At 70.4% G+C, this 16,163-nt stretch carries 16 protein-coding genes; 7 read left to right on the top strand and 9 right to left on the bottom strand.

All coding sequences use genetic code 11. From position 1 onward, the window contains the following. Positions 1 to 731, top strand: a 731-nt coding sequence (locus KDL01_RS29600; protein ID WP_212531938.1) for a hypothetical protein, incomplete at its 5' end; no start/stop codon positions are given. A gap of 26 nt (positions 732 to 757) precedes the next feature. Here the strand turns inward: KDL01_RS29600 and KDL01_RS29595 are convergent. Next, positions 758 to 1,237, bottom strand: a complete 480-nt coding sequence (locus KDL01_RS29595) for an SRPBCC family protein (RefSeq protein WP_212531937.1) — start codon at positions 1,235 to 1,237, stop codon at positions 758 to 760. A 104-nt stretch (positions 1,238 to 1,341) separates the two neighbouring features. Between KDL01_RS29595 and KDL01_RS29590 the strand changes: the two genes are divergently transcribed. Continuing rightward, on the top strand, positions 1,342 to 2,007 hold the full coding sequence (locus KDL01_RS29590; protein ID WP_212531936.1) for a TetR/AcrR family transcriptional regulator: 666 nt from the start codon (positions 1,342 to 1,344) through the stop codon (positions 2,005 to 2,007). Positions 2,008 to 2,027: 20 nt separating this feature from the next. On the opposite strand, the gene KDL01_RS29585 is transcribed toward KDL01_RS29590, so the two are convergent. The 6 genes from KDL01_RS29585 to KDL01_RS29560 form a co-directional block, all read right to left on the bottom strand. Beyond that, a complete protein-coding gene (locus tag KDL01_RS29585; RefSeq protein ID WP_212531935.1) occupies positions 2,028 to 3,752 on the bottom strand; it encodes a CocE/NonD family hydrolase in 1,725 nt (574 codons plus the stop codon). Beyond that, a complete protein-coding gene (locus KDL01_RS29580) occupies positions 3,749 to 4,777 on the bottom strand; it encodes an MBL fold metallo-hydrolase (protein ID WP_212531934.1) in 1,029 nt (342 codons plus the stop codon). The genes KDL01_RS29585 and KDL01_RS29580 overlap by 4 nt, the downstream gene beginning before the upstream one ends. Continuing rightward, positions 4,774 to 5,706: an alpha/beta hydrolase gene (locus tag KDL01_RS29575; RefSeq protein WP_212531933.1), complete on the bottom strand. Its 933-nt coding sequence runs from the start codon at positions 5,704 to 5,706 to the stop codon at positions 4,774 to 4,776. The genes KDL01_RS29580 and KDL01_RS29575 overlap by 4 nt, the downstream gene beginning before the upstream one ends. Before the next feature lie 4 nt (positions 5,707 to 5,710). Continuing rightward, positions 5,711 to 6,835: an FAD-dependent oxidoreductase gene (locus tag KDL01_RS29570; protein WP_368861672.1), complete on the bottom strand. Its 1,125-nt coding sequence runs from the start codon at positions 6,833 to 6,835 to the stop codon at positions 5,711 to 5,713. Positions 6,836 to 6,846: 11 nt separating this feature from the next. Continuing rightward, positions 6,847 to 7,812: a phosphotriesterase family protein gene (locus KDL01_RS29565; protein ID WP_212531931.1), complete on the bottom strand. Its 966-nt coding sequence runs from the start codon at positions 7,810 to 7,812 to the stop codon at positions 6,847 to 6,849. Between the two features lie 68 nt (positions 7,813 to 7,880). Beyond that, a complete protein-coding gene (locus KDL01_RS29560) occupies positions 7,881 to 8,891 on the bottom strand; it encodes a phosphotriesterase family protein (protein ID WP_212531930.1) in 1,011 nt (336 codons plus the stop codon). 171 nt (positions 8,892 to 9,062) lie between these two features. On the opposite strand from KDL01_RS29560, the gene KDL01_RS29555 reads away from it, so the two are divergent. The 4 genes from KDL01_RS29555 (at position 9,063) to KDL01_RS29540 (ending at position 12,901) form a co-directional block, all read left to right on the top strand. Beyond that, the gene (locus KDL01_RS29555; RefSeq protein ID WP_212531929.1) at positions 9,063 to 10,361 is read left to right on the top strand and encodes an ArnT family glycosyltransferase; all 1,299 of its coding nucleotides are present in this window, start codon (positions 9,063 to 9,065) and stop codon (positions 10,359 to 10,361) included. A gap of 254 nt (positions 10,362 to 10,615) precedes the next feature. After that, positions 10,616 to 10,921, top strand: a complete 306-nt coding sequence (locus tag KDL01_RS29550; protein ID WP_246577181.1) for a sigma factor-like helix-turn-helix DNA-binding protein — start codon at positions 10,616 to 10,618, stop codon at positions 10,919 to 10,921. A gap of 79 nt (positions 10,922 to 11,000) precedes the next feature. Then, on the top strand, positions 11,001 to 11,921 hold the full coding sequence (locus KDL01_RS29545; RefSeq protein WP_212531927.1) for a hypothetical protein: 921 nt from the start codon (positions 11,001 to 11,003) through the stop codon (positions 11,919 to 11,921). Positions 11,922 to 11,971: 50 nt separating this feature from the next. After that, a complete protein-coding gene (locus KDL01_RS29540) occupies positions 11,972 to 12,901 on the top strand; it encodes a class I SAM-dependent methyltransferase (protein ID WP_212531926.1) in 930 nt (309 codons plus the stop codon). Between the two features lie 32 nt (positions 12,902 to 12,933). Here KDL01_RS29540 and KDL01_RS29535 read toward each other — a convergent pair whose 3' ends face one another. Next, a complete protein-coding gene (locus KDL01_RS29535; RefSeq protein ID WP_212531939.1) occupies positions 12,934 to 13,767 on the bottom strand; it encodes an oxidoreductase in 834 nt (277 codons plus the stop codon). Between the two features lie 94 nt (positions 13,768 to 13,861). On the opposite strand from KDL01_RS29535, the gene KDL01_RS29530 reads away from it, so the two are divergent. Next, complete coding sequence (locus tag KDL01_RS29530) at positions 13,862 to 14,761, top strand: LysR family transcriptional regulator (RefSeq protein WP_212531925.1); 900 nt, start codon at positions 13,862 to 13,864, stop codon at positions 14,759 to 14,761. Here the strand turns inward: KDL01_RS29530 and KDL01_RS29525 are convergent. Then, the gene (locus KDL01_RS29525) at positions 14,758 to 16,131 is read right to left on the bottom strand and encodes an MFS transporter (RefSeq protein WP_438801995.1); all 1,374 of its coding nucleotides are present in this window, start codon (positions 16,129 to 16,131) and stop codon (positions 14,758 to 14,760) included. The two genes, KDL01_RS29530 and KDL01_RS29525, sit on opposite strands and share 4 nt — an antisense overlap. Positions 16,132 to 16,163: the final 32 nt, after the last annotated feature.

Here is a 16,163-nt window from a genome sequence, read left to right as displayed (position 1 = left end):
GGCAGAAGGCGGCGGCGCAGCTGGCGCGGGCGGTGGCGAAGGCGGGCAAGCGTCGGAGAGGACCGCGACGCGTATGTGTCGGGGCGGGCGGGAGTCAGTGCCTGGACACGGTCGCGGTGCAGGTCGTGTCCGTCTCGGAGCAGGGGAGCGGCAAGTCGACGACCTACCTGGTGACCGTCACCGGGATCGGTGCCGGGCCGAAGCAGGTCCAGTTGGAAGGCTCACGCGACTTCACGGCTTTCGCGGCGGGTGCGCAGGTGGACGCGGAGCTGTGGCGGGGGCAGGCGGTCGGCTTCGAGGTCGGCGGGGCGTACGTGCAGACGACGCAGAACGTGGACGAGAACGCGGCGATCGCCGTCTGGGCGAGCCTCCTGCTGTTCGTGGTGTGTGTGGAGATGGTGGGCTTCGCGCCCTTCCTGGCCTCGCCGGCGGCGTATGCCGACGGGCCGCTGACGCGGGAGCAGCTGCGTTACCGGACCTGGCACGCGACCGTCCAGCCGTTCCTGTTGCCCATGGCGGTCGCCTTCACCATCGAGACGTGCGCGGAGCTGCGCTTGCTGTTCTGGGAGTTGCCGCTGACGCTCGGTATCGGCCTGGCGGGGCTGGCGATCGGTGTGACGGCGCTGCGCTCGAGCCTGCGTCGGCGGGCGGACAGGCAGAAGGCGGCGGCGCAGCTGGCGCGGGCGGTGGCGAAGGCGGGCAAGCGTCGGAGAGGACCGCGACGCGTATGAACGGAGGGCTCGAGGACCGGCAGGCGTTACGGCTTGGCCGTCAGGGTGCTGTCGGCGCGCAGCCGGCCGTGGTCGTCGAGGTCGGCGAGCACGGCTGAAAGGCCGACGCGCAGCATCTTGCGACGGACGTGTCCGAGCAGCTTGGCCATGAAGAAGCCGCCGGTGCCGGTGAAGCCGGTGTGCTCGAAGGTCAGGCGGGTGCCGGTGGCGGTGGATTCGAGGCGGAAGACGACTTCGGTCTCCGCACCGCCGCCGCTGTCGGTCCAGGAGAAGCGCAGCAGTGTCGGTTCGGCGGCCTCGAGCATGACGCAGTTGACGATGCCGTCCCAGCCGGGCATGGGCTTGGCGATGAACTGGAAGCCGGTTCCCACGGCCGTGTCGAAGCCGACCGGGCGTGCGCCGGCGCCGGTCGCGGTCCACAGCGGGATCAGACTCGGGTCGGTCAGTGCGCGCCAGACCTGCTCGGTGGGATGCGGGTAGTCCTGGACGATGTGGATTGCGCTCATGGCGACCTCCGAGAGAGCCGGCCGGGGGAGCCGACAGCGAAGTTACTGCAACTGAAAAAATACTGTCACAGTAACTATGCTTTGGCTGTACTAAAGTGTCAAGCATGAGCGAGAGCACCGGGGCCGTGACGCCGCGGCCGGGCGAGAGCCTGCGCGATCGGAAGAAGCGGGCGACCCGGCAGTTGCTGTCCGACACGGCGACCGAATTGTTCCTGGCCAGAGGCTTCGGCGGGGTGCGGGTCAGCGAGATCGCCGAAGCCTGCGGAGTCTCCGAGAAGACGGTGTTCAACTACTTCCCGACCAAGGAAGCGCTGGTCATGGACCGGCTCGAGGGCACCACGGACGCGCTGCTGGCCGCGCTGGCCGACCCCTCGCTCTCTCCGGTCGAAGCCGCGCTCACCGTGTTGGCGGGCGAGCTGGAAGCGATGACCGCGCAGCTCGGTGGCGAACCCGACTTCCGGGTGACCGCGAGCCGCTACTCACGATTCAGCGAACTGCTCAGGTCCACGCCGTCGTTGCGCGCCCACCAGTCCGCCGTGGCCGAGCATCTGACCGCCGAGGCCGCCAGGATCCTGGCCGAGCGCGGCGGCACGGACCCCGCAGACCCCGAGCCCCGCATCACCGCCGCGGCCCTGCTGGCCCTGTGGCCGATCCAGTACCGCGCCCTGGAGCGGCACCTCAAGACGGCGACCACGCTCGACCACCTCTTCGAAACTGTCACGGCCGAAGTCCGCCGCGCCGCCGCCGTCCTCGAAAACGGGCTCGCCTGAGCTTCCCTACTCCGCCTTCCCTACTCCGCCGACGCCCGCGTGAACGGAAGCACCAGCCGGGAGGGGTGCGCGGCGTCACGGTAGGTCTTGTGCGTGACGGGGCGGCCGACCGGGAGGTGGAAGGCGTCCGGGGGCAGCAGCGCGTTGTGCGCGTCGGCCAGCGGCTCGTCGTTCGAGAGTTCCACCACCAGCCGGTGGCCGGGGCGGAAGGTGGCGGCGAACGGGTAGAGGCGCAGCACGTACTCCTCGATCTTCCCGGGCTCCACCGGCACCGCGCGGGTGTGCGGGTGGTGCGGGTCGCCCTCGCTGCTGCGCGCCTCGTCGAGTTCCCGCTGCGAGGCCTTGAGGTAGCCGGTGGTGATCAGCTGCCGCTTGCCGCCCGGAGCCTCGTCCCACAGCCGCAGGATGAAGTTCGTGTCCGGCTGGTCGATCTCCACGAACAGGTGGGCCGCGCCGGAGCCGATCATCTCGGTGGGGGCCTCGAACGGCTCGCTGCTCCAGTCGAGCACCTCCACCTTGTCGGTGACGGTGAGCGGGGCCTGGTAGAAGCCGTCCGGCGCGGCGTACTCGGCGCCCATGTATTCGGGCTCGAAGGAGAGCTTGCGCCGCGGCCGCAGGTAGAGCGGGCGGTACGCGATCTCTCTCGGCGGCCACTGCGCCGCGGTGAGCACCTCGCGGGTGCCCTCCACGAACACGCTCACGGCCGGCTCGTCCATGATCCCGTTCTCGACGCCCTTGAGCCAGTACTCGTACCAGCGGAACATCGTGTCGTGCTCCTCGATCCAGGGGCGCGACTGCATCGGCGGGTACGAGCCGATGTCCAGCTTCTTCGGGCCCCCGAGCACGTCGAACAGCTCGATGTGGCCGTCCACGGTCCAGCCGCGGCCCTGGTCGATCTGCAGGTAGACCGGGATGTCGATGTTCGACGCGAGGGTGATCGGGTTGCGCTCCTCGTACCAGTCGCCGTCGAACGGATTCATGATGATGTCGAACCAGAACTCGCGGTTCTTCGGGTACTTCAAGACGTGCACGAGGTTCGGCCAGGCCGCCACGTCAGGGTCCTGCAACCGCTGTTCGACCAGCTTCGCGAGTACCTCGGGGGAGTGCAGCTGCTGCATCCGGGACCTGACGTTCGTGTGTGCGATGCTGGAGTCGCCGCCGCGGCCCTCGCGTGCGGCGCGCGGCATGAACCACATGACGCCGCCGTGGTAGGTGGTCTCGTAGAAGTCGAAGTGGCCGCCGCTGACGAAGATCGCCTTGAGGTGCGGCGGCCGCTCGGCCGCGGCGAGCACCTGCATGGATCCGAAGTAGGAGATGCCGATCATGCCGACGTTGCCGTCGCACCACGGCTGCGCGGCCACCCACTCGACCAGGTCGTAGAGGTCCTGGCCCTGCGCCACCCCGCCGAAGTTGTAGTTGCCTATCATCTCGCCGCCGGAGTCGCCGGTGCCGCGCATGTCGCCGATCACGTGGACGTAACCCTCGCGTACCACCCGGGCGATGTCGCCGGCCTCGATGCAGCCGTCCCACATCGGGCTCGGCCTACGCTGCGGCGGCGTGGTCAGCGCGAGCGCCTGCAGTTCCTTGCCGTACGCGCTCATCGCGATCAGGGCCGGGCGCGGGGTCTGGTCCGGCTGGTGGTAGGCATCCGCGGCGAGTTCCACGCCGTCGCGCATCGGCACTCGCAGATCCTTGCGGACCGCGATGCGCGCCTCGCCCGCCCTGAGTGTCTGGAAGTCGGTCATGGCTGTGTTGCTCCTGTGTCAAGGTTCTGAGCGTGCTGAGCGTTCCGAGCTTGATGAACGCTCAGAGCGTGGTGCACGCGGTAGCCGTGCATCGAGGTGAAGAACGGCGACGGTTCGAGGGTGGGATCGCCGGTGTAGCCGACCTGCTCGGCTACCCGCGCGAACGGTGCGTACGGTGCGTACGGGGACGGGGTATCAGGGCCCAGAAACGCGCCGTCCGGCAGCCCGTCGCGCAGGCAGTCGCAGGCGGCCGTGGTGATCCGGCCCTCGGCGGCGAGGCTCTGCGCGATCGCCTCCTGGGCCTCGGCCGCGTCCAGTTCCACCCCGTACGGCGTGCCGTCGGCGCGGCGGTAGGGATGGCCCAGGTACAGCCGCTGCGGCCGGACCTCGTCGCGCAGGTACTCCAGGCTCGCGCGGTACGCGGCCGGGTCCATGTATCCGGGGAAGCCGTTGGCCGCCCCGTGGACCTGCACCGCGTCGCCGACGAACACCGACTGCTGACCGTCCACGACATAGGCGACGGATCCGGCCGTGTGCCCCGGGATCGCGTGCACCGAGACCGTGACGCTGCCGCCGAGTGAGAGCGTCTCGCCGCCTCTGACCAGCAGCGAGGGCTCCATCTCGGCGGAGATGACGGCGTTTGCGGCGCCGGTCGCCTTGGCCTCGCCGTCCGGGTCGTTCAGGTAGCGGCCGCGGCCCTCGAGGTACTCGTCCACGTGGGCCCGGCGCGAGCGCAGCAGCGGCGCGTCGGCCTCGTGGATGACCACCTGCGCGCGTCGCCCGGTGAGCTCCCACAGTGCGTGCGCACCGCCGACGTGGTCGATGTGGCCGTGGGTCAACAGAATCCAGCGCACGTCCTCGATCCGGCGTCCGATCGCGGCGAGCGCCGGAGCCATGCCCTCGGCCGGTGACGAGGCGATTCCGGTGTCCACGATCGCCGGCTCGGGTGCGTCGATGAAGAAGCTGTAGAGACCGAACCGGCCCCACGGCGAGACGAGCGGATGAACGTCGATATTCTGTGTCACGCGCGTGGCTCCGTCAGGAAGGCGCGTGTCTCGGCGAAGACCGCGTGAAACTCCGGGATCCAGGAGAAGTGCTGGACGAACCCGTGCCCCGCGCCCTCGTACCGGCTCACCGTGACTGCCACGCCCGCGTCGCGAAGCCGGGCGCCGTAGAGTTCGCCCTCGTCCCGCAGCGGGTCGTGTTCCGCCGTGACGACGAGCGCCTTCGGCAGCCCACTGAGATCAGTCCTCTTGATCGGAGAGGCCAGCGGGTCCGCCGGGTCGGCGCCGCTGTCCAGGTAGAAGGCGTTGAAGGGCTTCAGGCCCGCCGTCTCCAGGCCGTAGCCGACGGCGTTCTCCCGCAGCGAGGCGTAGCGCTCGGCGTCGAAGTCCAGGTCGAGCGAGGGGTAGTAAAGGATCTGATGCGTGATCCGGTCGAAGCCGTCGTCGTGCGCCGTGGCCGCGACCGCGGCGGCGAACGTGCCGCCGGAGCTGTCCCCGGCTACGGCGAGCGTCGCGCCGTCCCAGGCCAGGCCTTCGCCCTGTTCAGCGACCCAGCGGAGCACCGCGTAGCAGTCCTCGAGTCCGGCCGGGAAGGCCGCTTCGGGCGCCAGTCGGTAGCCCACGGAGACGACTTTGAGTCCGGTCTCCCGAGCCAGCGAGCGAGCGAGGTGGTCGTGCGTCTCCAGGCTGCCCAGGAAGAACGCGCCTCCGTGGAAGTAGACCAGCACGCCGTACGGGCCGACCGCGACCGGCGTGTAGATCCGCACCGGGACGTCGTCACCCGCGGCCGTGCGGACGGTCACGTCCTCGACCGCGTGCAGCGGAAGGCGCTCCGCGAGCGGGGTCACGTGTGCCTCGTCGGCGGCGCGCAGGGCGACGGGATCGATCGGGCCCGGCGCCGGGGGCGGCAGGCTCGCGACGAACTTCGCGATCTCAGGATGCAGAGCCATGAGATCAGACTCCTGTCGCCGCGGTCGGAGCCTTCTGGCCGGGGAAGACCTCGCTCAGCTCGTCCTCGGTCCAGCCGTGGCGCGAGATGCGCTGGAGTTCGTCGGTCACCGGCTTGCGGGTGGCCTGGAACAGCGCCAGCGCCCGCGGCACAGAATCAGCCTCCTGTAACGCGTCGGCGAGGGCGGCCGCGTCGCCGATGGCCGAGTTCGCCCCCTGGCCCTGGTGGTGCAGCATCGAGTGGGCCGCGTCGCCGATCAGGACGACCGAGTCCGTGTGCCAGGTGTCGACCGGGTCGATGTCGTAGACCGCGCGGATGTTCACCGTGTCCATGTCGAGGCCGCGGGTGATCGCGACGATCCGCTCGTCGAAGCCCTCCACCGTCGCCAGCATGTCCTGCTTGGTGACCTGCGGTGCCCAGGTGCCGTCCGGGTTGAGCGCGGTGATGTCGAATGAGACCTGGTTGCGGTGGCGCAGCGGCAGCAGGTAGACCTTGGTGCCCCGGCCGATGTACATCCGTAGGTTGTCGTCCACGACCATCCCGTGGGCGTCCTCGGCCGAGATCACCGCGCGGTACGCGTGCTCGCCGGAGAAGACCGGGCCCTGCTCGCCGAACAGCTGCTCGCGCACGACCGACTTGATCCCGTCGGCGCCCACGACCAGATCCGCCTCGACGCTCGTGCCGTTGGTGAAGGTCAGGACCGAGCTCGCGCCCTTGTCCTGGACCGAATCGAGCTTGTGCCCGAGGCGCACCATGCCCTCGGGCAGCACGCCGAGCAGCGCGTCGATGAAGTCGCCGCGATGGATCAGATGGGTCTTGGTCTCCACGCCGTAGTCGTGGATCCCGGGCCACGGCTCGGTCGCTATCGGCTCGCCGGTGGCCGTGAGGATGTCGAACTGGTCGCTCGGCGAGCTCACCTGCGCGATGGCGTCGAAGACGCCCCAACGGCGGAAGTAGCTCATGGTGACCGGACGCAGGCCGATCCCGGCGCCGACCTCGCGGATCCGGCTCGCCTGCTCGTACACTGCGACGCTCGCGCCGAGCAGGCTCAGCGCCTTGGCCGTCGCCGCGCCGCCGTACCCCGCCCCGACGACGGCGATCTTCAAGTTCTTCAAGTCAGAGGGCTGCATGGTGGGTCTCTCTACTTCTGGATGGTGAGGAAGTCGGCGGGGTTCTCGACGAAGACCGTGCGGATCGCGGCCTCGGACAGGCCGGCGCCGCGCAGGTCGGGCAGCAGGTCGTCGAAGATGTAGTTGACCGTGTGGCCCTTCACCCCGGGCCAGCCCAGCGGGCTGCAGTTGGCGTCGGCGGAGGCGAGCACCTGGGTGATCCGGCCGTCGCCGATGAAGCGCAGGAAGTGCTCCAGGCGCTCGCGCCGGGGCCTGGCCCAGAACGGCGGGTCCGGCAGCTCGGTCTCGTAGCCGAAGGTGTCGAAGCCGATCCGGCCGCCCTGCTCGGCGATCCACACATCGCGGGTCTTTTCGGCGTTCACCCCGTCGTCCACGTGCCCGAACAGCACGCGGTGCAGCGGCAGGCCCTCCTCGCGGAAGATCGCGACGGCGTTCTCGGCGTCGATCGCGAGGTGGGTGAGGATCGGCACGCCGGTGGCGAGCGAGGCGCGGGCGGCCGCGCGGTAGATCCGCTTGTCCAGCTCGGTCATCCGCCCGCCGCGGCTGACCCCGACCTTGATGACGCCGGCGAGCGCCCCGGTGCCGCCGATGCCGACGGTGATCTCGTGCACGAACTGGCGGGTGAGGTAGTCCACGTCGGCCGCGGCGAAGTGCGGCAGGGCGGTGTCGCCGCCGACGAAGCCGGTGCAGGCGACGATGTGCACGCCGGTCTTGGCCGAGAGCGAGCGGTAGTAGTCCACGTCCCGGCCGTTGCAGATGCCGGTGACGTCGACGAAGGTGCCGCCGCCGTACGCCTCGGCGTGCTCGTGGAAGGCGCGCAGCTTCGGCACGGTCTCCTCGTACCGCTGCTCAGGGCTCCTCCACCACTTCGTGTCCAGCTCGGAGCCGGGCATGCCGTAGCCGATGTGCTCGTGCACGGCCACCAGTCCCAGCTCCTCGGTCGGGATCGGCCCGAGGACGGTGTTCACTCTCGACACAACACTCACCTTTGAGAAGTAGCCAGACGGATTGTTCGGGTGCGCCCGCGCGGGGTGCGCAGGGCAACTCAGTCCACGGACACGGGCGCGGACGCTTGTACGGGTACGGATATGGACAGCAGTTCTCGCGGGTTGTCCACCACGATCCGCTGCACGTCGGCCTCACTCAGCCCGGCGTCCCTGAGCTGCGGGACGAAGCGGGTCAGCACGTGGCCGAACGCGACGTCGTTGCCGTCGTGCCCCTTGGCCACGCCGGTCGCACTGCTGGAGAGCAGGACCCGGTCGCCGAAGCCGGCCCGCACCAGCTCCAGCACCAGAGCGACGCGCTCGGCACCGGTCAGGTACGCCTCGTCGGTCGAACCGATGTGGTCGAGCGCCACGTACGCCCCGCCGCGGGCGATCTCCAGCGGCGCGCCCGCGGCGACGGCGTCGGTCCGGTCGAGGCCGCCGATCACGACGCGGTCGGCCGGGAGCCGCTCGTCGAGGGCGATCTCGAGCTCGCGCACGGCGTCGGCGCCGAACAGGTGGGAGACCGGGACGCCGGTGGCCAGCGCCGCCCGGGCCGCGCCGCGCAGCAGGCTCTCGTCGGTCGCGGTCATGCCGGAGCGGGTCGCCGCCGTGGCCACCAGGCCGGCCGGGCCGAGCCGCTCGACCCGCGGCACCACCATGCCCTCGGTCACCTCCGCGGCGAACAACTCGGCGAACTTCTCGGCAGGCCAGGGCGTGGGCGGGTTGGTCTGCGGGGTGAGGAAGTAGCCGCCGAGCATGGCCTCCGGCCCCTGTCCGGTCGAGGCCACGATGTGCACGCCGGTCGCGCGCGCCAGGGCCTGGTAAAGCCGCACGTCGCGCCCGTGGAACAGGCCGGTCCGGTCGACCACCGTGCCGCCCCCGCTCGCGCGGAACTCCCGCAGCCGCGCCGCCAGCGCCTCGAAGATCGCGGCGCGGTCCAGGGTGACGTCGAAGGCGTACTGCGCCCCCGGGACCACCGAAAGCAGCGCTTCGTGCACCGCGACGACGCCCAGCTCCGCTGCCGACACCGGGCCCAAGACGGTGTACACGCTGTTGCTCTTGACGCTCATGCCTGCCTCACAAGTCCGGAGGATGCCGCACCGCATCCTGTGGTACCTGTCACGGTAGCCATTCGATTTACATCGCGTCAAGAAAGTGAACGCCAAGAATGGTCGGCTCCCGGCGCCGCGGATTTTCGAATCCGTCGCAACACGGGGCGCGCCTCGCCGCGTCAGGGTGGCATGCGAAGAGAACTGCGGATTCGCGGCGTCGTCGGCCGGGCCCGGCGGGTGGGCCGGTCGCTGCTGCCGCCGTGGCTGCTCTCGGGCGCGCTGCTGGTGACGGTGTGCTCCGGGCTGCGGATCGCCTTGGCGCCGGCCCGGCACTACACCTGGGACGACAGCTACCGCTACGTCATGACGATCGAGCGGATCCTGGGTCACTCCGGAGCGCAGGCGCGGGCGCTGGCCATCCGCTGGTACTGCGGGGACCTGGGCCGCACCGGTTCGGGTGGGGCGGCCGGGGTGCCCGCGTGCGTCGCGCACTGGACGGCGGCGGGAGGCCTGTGGCCGAACACGCCGCAGTACAATCAGATCTTCATCGCCCGGCCCGGCTATCCGCTGCTCGCCGCCCCGTTCGTGGCCCTGTTCGGACTCGGCGGCGGTCTGGCCGTCGTGGCCTGGCTGTGCGCGATCTGCGCGGCCTGGCTGTGCCTGCTGATCGCGCGTGTCGCGGGCCTGCGCCCGTTCGCCGCGCTCGCCGCGATGATCGCGTTCTGCCTGGTGCCCTCGTTCTTCTGGATGCAGCAGTACCTGACCGAGGGTCCGACGATGGTGTGCACGCTCGTCGTGCTGCTGGGCGTCGTCTGGGCGCTGCGCGGAAAGCCGAGGCTGGGCTTGGCGATCTCGGGCGCGGGTTACCTCGTCGGGTTCGTGGTGCGGTACTCGACCTTCTCCGTACAGGCCGGGCTGGTCATGGCGTGTGTTGCACTGCTCGCCCTATGCAGTCGCGCCCACCGCAATCGGCGCATCTATCGCATCGCCGGGCTCCACGGCGCCGCGTGCGTGGCGATGACGGTGCTGCCGTCGTTCTTCGGCTGGCCCGGATTCTCCAACTCACTTCAGGACACGTACGGCGACCACTTCACCAAGCCGATGCCGCCGAACGTCTACCACCTCTGGCTCAGCCACATCTACACCTATGTCGACCACATCGGGCGGATGTACCTGCACGAGCCGTTCGTGCTGCTGCCACTGCTGGCCGGGTGCGTCCTGCTCTGGATCCGGTATCGGACCATGGCGGCCGTGGTGAGCGCGGCCGCGCTCACCGGGGTCGTCACCGCTCTGGCTCACCCGGCGCTCGGCCAGCTCTCGCGCCTGTACTTCCAGGTCTTCCTGCTCACCGTGTTCGGTGTGGCAGCGGTCGTCGACCTGGTCGAACGACGCGTACGCGCACGGCCCCCACGGTCGGCCGGATCGTCCGCCCAGGCCGCCGAGCCGACGTCCATGCAACATAATCAGCCGCTGATCGCGTCAAGGTGAGGTGAGGTGAGAAGAGAGTCGATCAAGAACTCCGAGCCGGACGGCGTGGACCCCGAGGACTTCGACGCCTTCGTCGCGGAGCGAAGCTCCCATCTCTACCGCACGGCCTGCCTCCTGACCGGCGGCGACACGCACCTGGCCGAGGACCTGGTGCAGGAGACGCTCGTGCGGATGTGCATGAAGTGGGGCAAGCGCCACGGGATCGACAACCCTCCGGCTACGCGCAGACCGTCTTGGTCAACAGCTTCATATCCATGCGGCGTAAGAAGAGCAGCGGGGAACAGCCGAGCGAACGCGTCGACAATGCCGAGAGCGCGGTGAGTCCGACGACGGCCGATGCCGACGTGGACCTGCGCATGGTGCTGATCGACGCGCTCAGGAGCCTGCCCCGGGTCGACCGCGCCGTGCTGGTGCTGCGGTTCTGGGAGGACCGCAGCGTCGAGGACACCGCGGGCATCCTCAAGCTCAACGCGAACACGGTGCGCTCGCGCTCCTTTCGCGCGCTGAGCCGGCTGCGGGAACTGCTCGGCGCGAACTACGCCGACTTCATGCACCACTGAGTCCCCGCGCCACCGAGTCCATGCAGCACCACCCCACGCACCAGGCAGAAGCAGACGTGACGAGTATTCTGGAGCACTCATGACGACCGACGGCGAGTCCGAGAGCCTCACCACGGCGCTGCATGACGCCGCTTACAGCTTCGAGCCGCCGCCCCACGCGTACTTCCGCGACCGCGCCGTCCAGCGCACGCGGCAGATCAAGCGGCGCAGGATCGTCGTCGGCAGCACGCTGACGTGCCTGCTCACGCTCGGTGTCGGCACGCTCTCGATCACACTGACGGACCACACCCCGAGTGACGCCACGGCAGCGGGCATATCCACGACCGCGTCCGTCCGCACGATGCCCCCCGCGTCCGCCGCGGCGTCCCCCGGCGCAAGCCCGGCCGTCGGGGGCGGCGTGACACAGCAACAGGTACTGCAGGCCCTGCTCAGTGCACTGCCCGCGAGCGCCGACGCTCTCAAGACGCAGAATCCCGAACAGGGCATAGCGGCCCCCTGGGCGACCGGTCCGCAGGTGAATTCGCAGACCGGAAACTGGTACGTCGCGGGCGGCGCCTCGCTCAAGAGTTCCAGCGCGACCGGCGCCTCCATCGTCTCGATCAGCGCTCAGCACGGCCTGCAGACCAAGACGTGCGTCGAGGCCGAGGCCGGGTCCACCGTCGACACCTGCAGCGTGAGCCACGTGGACGGCGGCACGCTCATCCTGGACGAGACACCGCACCACCCCGACCGCATCTGGGAGTACTTCTGGCAGAGCCCGGCCGGCAACGAGGTCGACCTGTCCATCGGGGACGACACGGTCGCCGACTTCGCCCTGACCAAACAGCAGGTGATCGACGTGCTGACCGATCCGGTCTGGGGCCGGATCGCCGCGGAACTGCCCGCACCCGTCTGCCCCGGCGGGAAGCTCACCCAGGTCATGCCCACCGTCGCGCCGACCTCCACCCCGCAGATCAACCTCACCTGCAGCACCGACGGCAAGACCTACCCGATGGGCTGAGTAGGTAAATACCGTGGCAAGCAGGCCTGCCCGACGTCTACCCTCCGGCCATGACCTCTCAGCGCCCTGTGATCTACCAACATCCGCTCGCGTTCCTGCTCGGTATCGAGGGCATCGCCCTGCTGCGGGCCTGGGCGGGGGACTACGACGAGGAGTTCGTGCACGCCAGGCTGGACGAGGTGCGCAGGCTGCTCGACGAACCGGCGCTGAACGGTCCGGGCGTGCAGGTGCTGCGCGGGAACACGGAGACGGCGTATCGGCAGTGGGCTGAGGGTTACGACGCGCACCTCGACTACGGCAATCCTTTCGGTGGCGGCATGTTCGGCCGCACCGAGCGGGCGATCCGGGAGGTCCTCGACGAGCGTCCGGTCGGAGTCGCCCTGGACGCCGCGTGCGGCACGGGACGGGTCGCCCGGTATCTGCGCGACCTCGGGCACAAGGTCATCGGCATCGACCGTTCGCCGGAGATGCTCGCGTCGGCGCGTACGCAGCTGCCGGACGTGGACTTCCGCGAGGGCCTCCTGCAAGACCTGCCCCTTCCGGACGAATCGGTCGACGTCGTGGTGACCACCCTTGCGCTGTGCCATGTGGAGGATCTCGGGCCGGTGATGGCCGAGTTCGCCAGGGTCCTGCGTCCCGGCGGCGACCTCGTCATCTCCGACATGCACGCCGAGCAGGTGTTCCGCGGCTCGGTCGTCAGGGCGCTGGGCCCGGACGGCGAGCCCGGCCTGGTCGAGACCTACCGGCACCAGCCGACCGAGTACCTGCGCGCCGCGCTGGCGGCGGGGCTGCGGGTCTGGCGCTGCGAGGAGCAGCCCGCGTTCTCGGACGCCCCGCCGCCGGAGCGGACCTTGGACCCGGGGCCATGGATGGACTGGCCCTGGAGCCTCGCCGACCTGATCCCGGAGGCCACCCAGGCCGGGTGGCACGTCCCGGCGACGATCGTGTGGCACTTCCAGCGGGAGGGCGAACGGTCCTGAGGCCTGCCGGGGCCCGGCTCGCCCGCGTCGGATCAGTCCTCGAAGGTGGTGGCCCGGCCGGTCTTCTCCCAGGCGTGCAGTTCGGTGCGGACGGAGTCGAGGTGGGCCGAGAGCGCGTCGATCGCGTCCGAGCCGAGCGCGAGGCGCAGCGGGGTCTGCTCGGAGTCGAGGGCGGCCAGAACGGCCGCGGCGGCCTTGGCCGGGTCGCCGGGCTGGGCGCCGTCACCGGCGGACACGGCGCGGCGGGTGGCGCCGACGGTGTCGCGGTAGTCGGGGGCGTCGATCTCCGGGCTCGTACTCGCGTTGCCGAACAGGCTGGTGCGGAACGCGCCGGGCTCGACGATGAGCACCTTGATACCGAGCGGGCGCACCTCGTCGGCCAGCGCCTCGGAGAAGCCCTCGAGGGCGAACTTCGTCGCGCTGTACGCGCCGAAGCCGGCGAACGAGAGCTGCCCGCCCATGCTGCTCAGCTGCACGATCGCGCCGGTGCGGCGCTCGCGCATCTGCGGCAGCACGGCCCGGGTCAGCTCGGCCGGGCCGAAGAAGTGCAGGTCGAACAGGTCGCGCAGCTCGGCGTCGGTGGTCTCCTCGGCCGCGCCCACGTGGGTGCGGCCCGCGTTGTTGACCAGGACGTCGATCCGGCCGTGCCGGGCGAGCACGTCGGCGACGACGGCGCGGGCGGCGGCGGAGTCGGTCACGTCCAGGGTGAGCGCCTCGACCTGGTCGGGGTAGGCGGCGACGAGGTCGGCCAGCGCCTCGGGCCGGCGCGCCGTCGCCACCACCACGTCCCCGCGGGCGACCGCCGCCTCGGTGAACGCCCGTCCGAACCCGCTCGTGGCCCCGGTGACCAGCCAGACCTTGCTCATCGTGTTCCTCTTCTCGTTCTTCGTGGCTTCCATGCTTCGAGTCTGACCCGGCGACAGGGTGTCGGTCCAAGACCTTCTGTGATAACCATCGGCTATGGACGTGCACAGCAGAGACCTGCGCTACTTCGTGGCCGTGGCCGAGGAGCTGCACTTCACCCGGGCGGCCGAGCGGCTGTTCATCTCGCAGCCGGCGCTGAGCAAGCAGATCCGGCTGCTGGAGAAGGCGCTGGGCGCGGACCTGTTCGAGCGTGACCGGCGGGCTGTGGCGCTCACCGAGGCGGGCCGGACGCTGCTGCCGCAGGCCCGCCGGATGCTCGAGGTCTGGGACGAGGCCCAGGCCGCGCTGGCGCGACTCGAGGCGGCCCGCGGAGCCCGGCTGGTGATCGGCATGAGCACCAGCCCGGGCCGAGGCGGAATGCTCCCCGCCATCCGCTCCCGCTTCGCCGCTGAGTTCCCGCAGGCCAAGCTGGAACTCAGGCAGCTGCCCTGGCAGGACCCGACCGCCGGACTCGCCGACGCCACCTCAGACCTCGCCTTCATCTGGCTGCCGGTCCCCGACGCAGAGCGCTACCGCTGGCTCGTCATGGCCACCGAACCCCGGCACGTAGCCCTCCCACTCGGCCACCCCCTCGCAACCCGCGACACGGTCAAGCTGGCGGACCTACTCGACGAACCGTTCCTGGCCCTCCCCGAATCCGCCGGCCCGCTCCGCGCCTACTGGCTCGCCCTAGACGAACGCGCCGAGCGCCCGCCCCGCATCGGCGCAGTCGTACACAACCCGGACGAGACCTACGAAGCCCTCGTCGACGGCCGCGGCCTCTGCCTCGTCGCCGCAGGCAACGCCCCCCTCCTCACCCGCGGCGACGTCGTGACCCGCCCAGTCACCGACGTCGCCCCATCCCGCCTCGTCCTCGCCTGGCGCGCCGAAGACACCCGGCCCTTGGTGCGTGGCTACGCGTCGGCAGCGGCGAAGCTGGCCGAGGGCCGGAACTAACCCGCGGTCGAGCGCGGCAGGGTGCGGTCGAGGGCTGAGACGAGGAGGAGCACGACGCTGACGCCGAGCATGATCCAGGCGATCAGGTGGACGCCGTGGTCGGTGACATTCGTGCGGAAGACGATGCCGGTGATGGCGGAGGAGGCGATGGAGCCGACGTAGCCGAAGGTGCGCAGGAGGCCGGAGGCGGTGCCGAGTTGGTCGGGGGGCGCTTGGGCGTAGAGGGCGGTTTGGTTGCCTGCCGCGGAGAAGCCGGTGACCAGGCCGAAGACGAGGGTGATGAGGACAATGGTGCCGATCCAGACGTCGGCGCTGAGCAGGAGCACTCCGGCCGAGCCGATCACGCAGGCGACGGCGGCGGCGATGACGGGGGCGCGGACGAGGTTGCGGCGGGAGACGGGGGAGACGATGAGACCGGAGATCAGTGTCATGGGCAGCAGGATCAGGCCTGCCTGAGTCTCGCTCATGCCGCGCACGCCTTCGAGCCACTGGGTGATGCCGTACAGCACGACGTACAGGCAGAGCATGGCCAGGCCGAAGCGGAGGTAGGTGGCCGACAGCGCCTTGTTGGACGCCAGCATCCGCACGTCCAGGAAGGGGGCGGTGGCGCGCAGTTCCCAGAAGACCAGGGCGATCCACAGCGCTATGGATAGGCCCAGCAGGTACCAGTGCGCGGTGGGCAGTGAGAACAGGAACAGCAGCAGCGCGATCATGGCGAGTGCGAATCCTGCTATACCGCCGGCGTCCAGGCGTGAGGCCAGTTCCCTGACCCGCAGCGGGTGGCGCAGCGGGCCGTCGGGCGCGACCCACAGCAGCGCGGCGGCGAACGCGACCAGGGCGACCGGCACGTTGACGAAGAAGACCGAGCGCCAGCCGAACGCGCCGAGCAGGGCGCCGCCGATCGGCAGGCCGAGCGAGGCGGTGGCGATGCCGGCGATCTGCAGGCCGCCGAGCACGCCGCCCGGCGGCTTCTCGAGGCCCGCGGCCTTGGCCCGGGCGCGGATGAGCAGCATCGCGGTCGGATACGCGCAGGAGGTGCCGAGGCCGATCAGGACCCGGCTGATCAGCAGCGTGATCAGGTCCCCGGCGAACCCGCCGGTCAGTCCGCCGACGGCGACCAGGACGATCCCGGTCAGGAACACCCGGCGCGGCCCGAAGACCTCGGCTGCCTTGCCCGCGGTCGGCTGCGCGATCGCTGTGGCCAGGTAGAGCGCGGTGACCAGCGCCGCCGTCTGCCCGATCGGCACCCCGATGCCGTGCGCGATCGGCAGCAGTGCGGTGGCGATCAGAGAGCTGTTGATGGGGTTGAGGGCCGAGCCGATGAACAGCGGCGTGGTGAACCGCCAGGAGAACGCGTGTTCCGGGGCGATCGCGTCGTCGCGGGGTGTGGTCGGGGCGGGCG

The organism is Actinospica durhamensis (genome assembly GCF_018139695.1).
GTDB classification, from domain to species: Bacteria; Actinomycetota; Actinomycetes; order Streptomycetales; family Catenulisporaceae; genus Actinospica; species Actinospica durhamensis.
This window is presented reverse-complemented; position numbering and strand designations above follow the sequence as displayed.

Bases quoted from the DNA above. Each gene is read 5' to 3' on its own strand.
- KDL01_RS29595 (WP_212531937.1), bottom strand. From the start codon at position 1,237: ATGAGCGCAATCCACATCGTCCAGGACTACCCGCATCCCACCGAGCAG.
- KDL01_RS29590 (WP_212531936.1), top strand. From the start codon at position 1,342: ATGAGCGAGAGCACCGGGGCCGTGACGCCGCGGCCGGGCGAGAGCCTG.
- KDL01_RS29585 (WP_212531935.1), bottom strand. From the start codon at position 3,752: ATGACCGACTTCCAGACACTCAGGGCGGGCGAGGCGCGCATCGCGGTC.
- KDL01_RS29575 (WP_212531933.1), bottom strand. From the start codon at position 5,706: ATGGCTCTGCATCCTGAGATCGCGAAGTTCGTCGCGAGCCTGCCGCCC.
- KDL01_RS29570 (WP_368861672.1), bottom strand. From the start codon at position 6,835: ATGCAGCCCTCTGACTTGAAGAACTTGAAGATCGCCGTCGTCGGGGCG.
- KDL01_RS29560 (WP_212531930.1), bottom strand. From the start codon at position 8,891: ATGAGCGTCAAGAGCAACAGCGTGTACACCGTCTTGGGCCCGGTGTCG.
- KDL01_RS29555 (WP_212531929.1), top strand. From the start codon at position 9,063: ATGCGAAGAGAACTGCGGATTCGCGGCGTCGTCGGCCGGGCCCGGCGG.
- KDL01_RS29550 (WP_246577181.1), top strand. From the start codon at position 10,616: ATGCGGCGTAAGAAGAGCAGCGGGGAACAGCCGAGCGAACGCGTCGAC.
- KDL01_RS29545 (WP_212531927.1), top strand. From the start codon at position 11,001: ATGACGACCGACGGCGAGTCCGAGAGCCTCACCACGGCGCTGCATGAC.
- KDL01_RS29540 (WP_212531926.1), top strand. From the start codon at position 11,972: ATGACCTCTCAGCGCCCTGTGATCTACCAACATCCGCTCGCGTTCCTG.
- KDL01_RS29535 (WP_212531939.1), bottom strand. From the start codon at position 13,767: ATGAGCAAGGTCTGGCTGGTCACCGGGGCCACGAGCGGGTTCGGACGG.
- KDL01_RS29530 (WP_212531925.1), top strand. From the start codon at position 13,862: ATGGACGTGCACAGCAGAGACCTGCGCTACTTCGTGGCCGTGGCCGAG.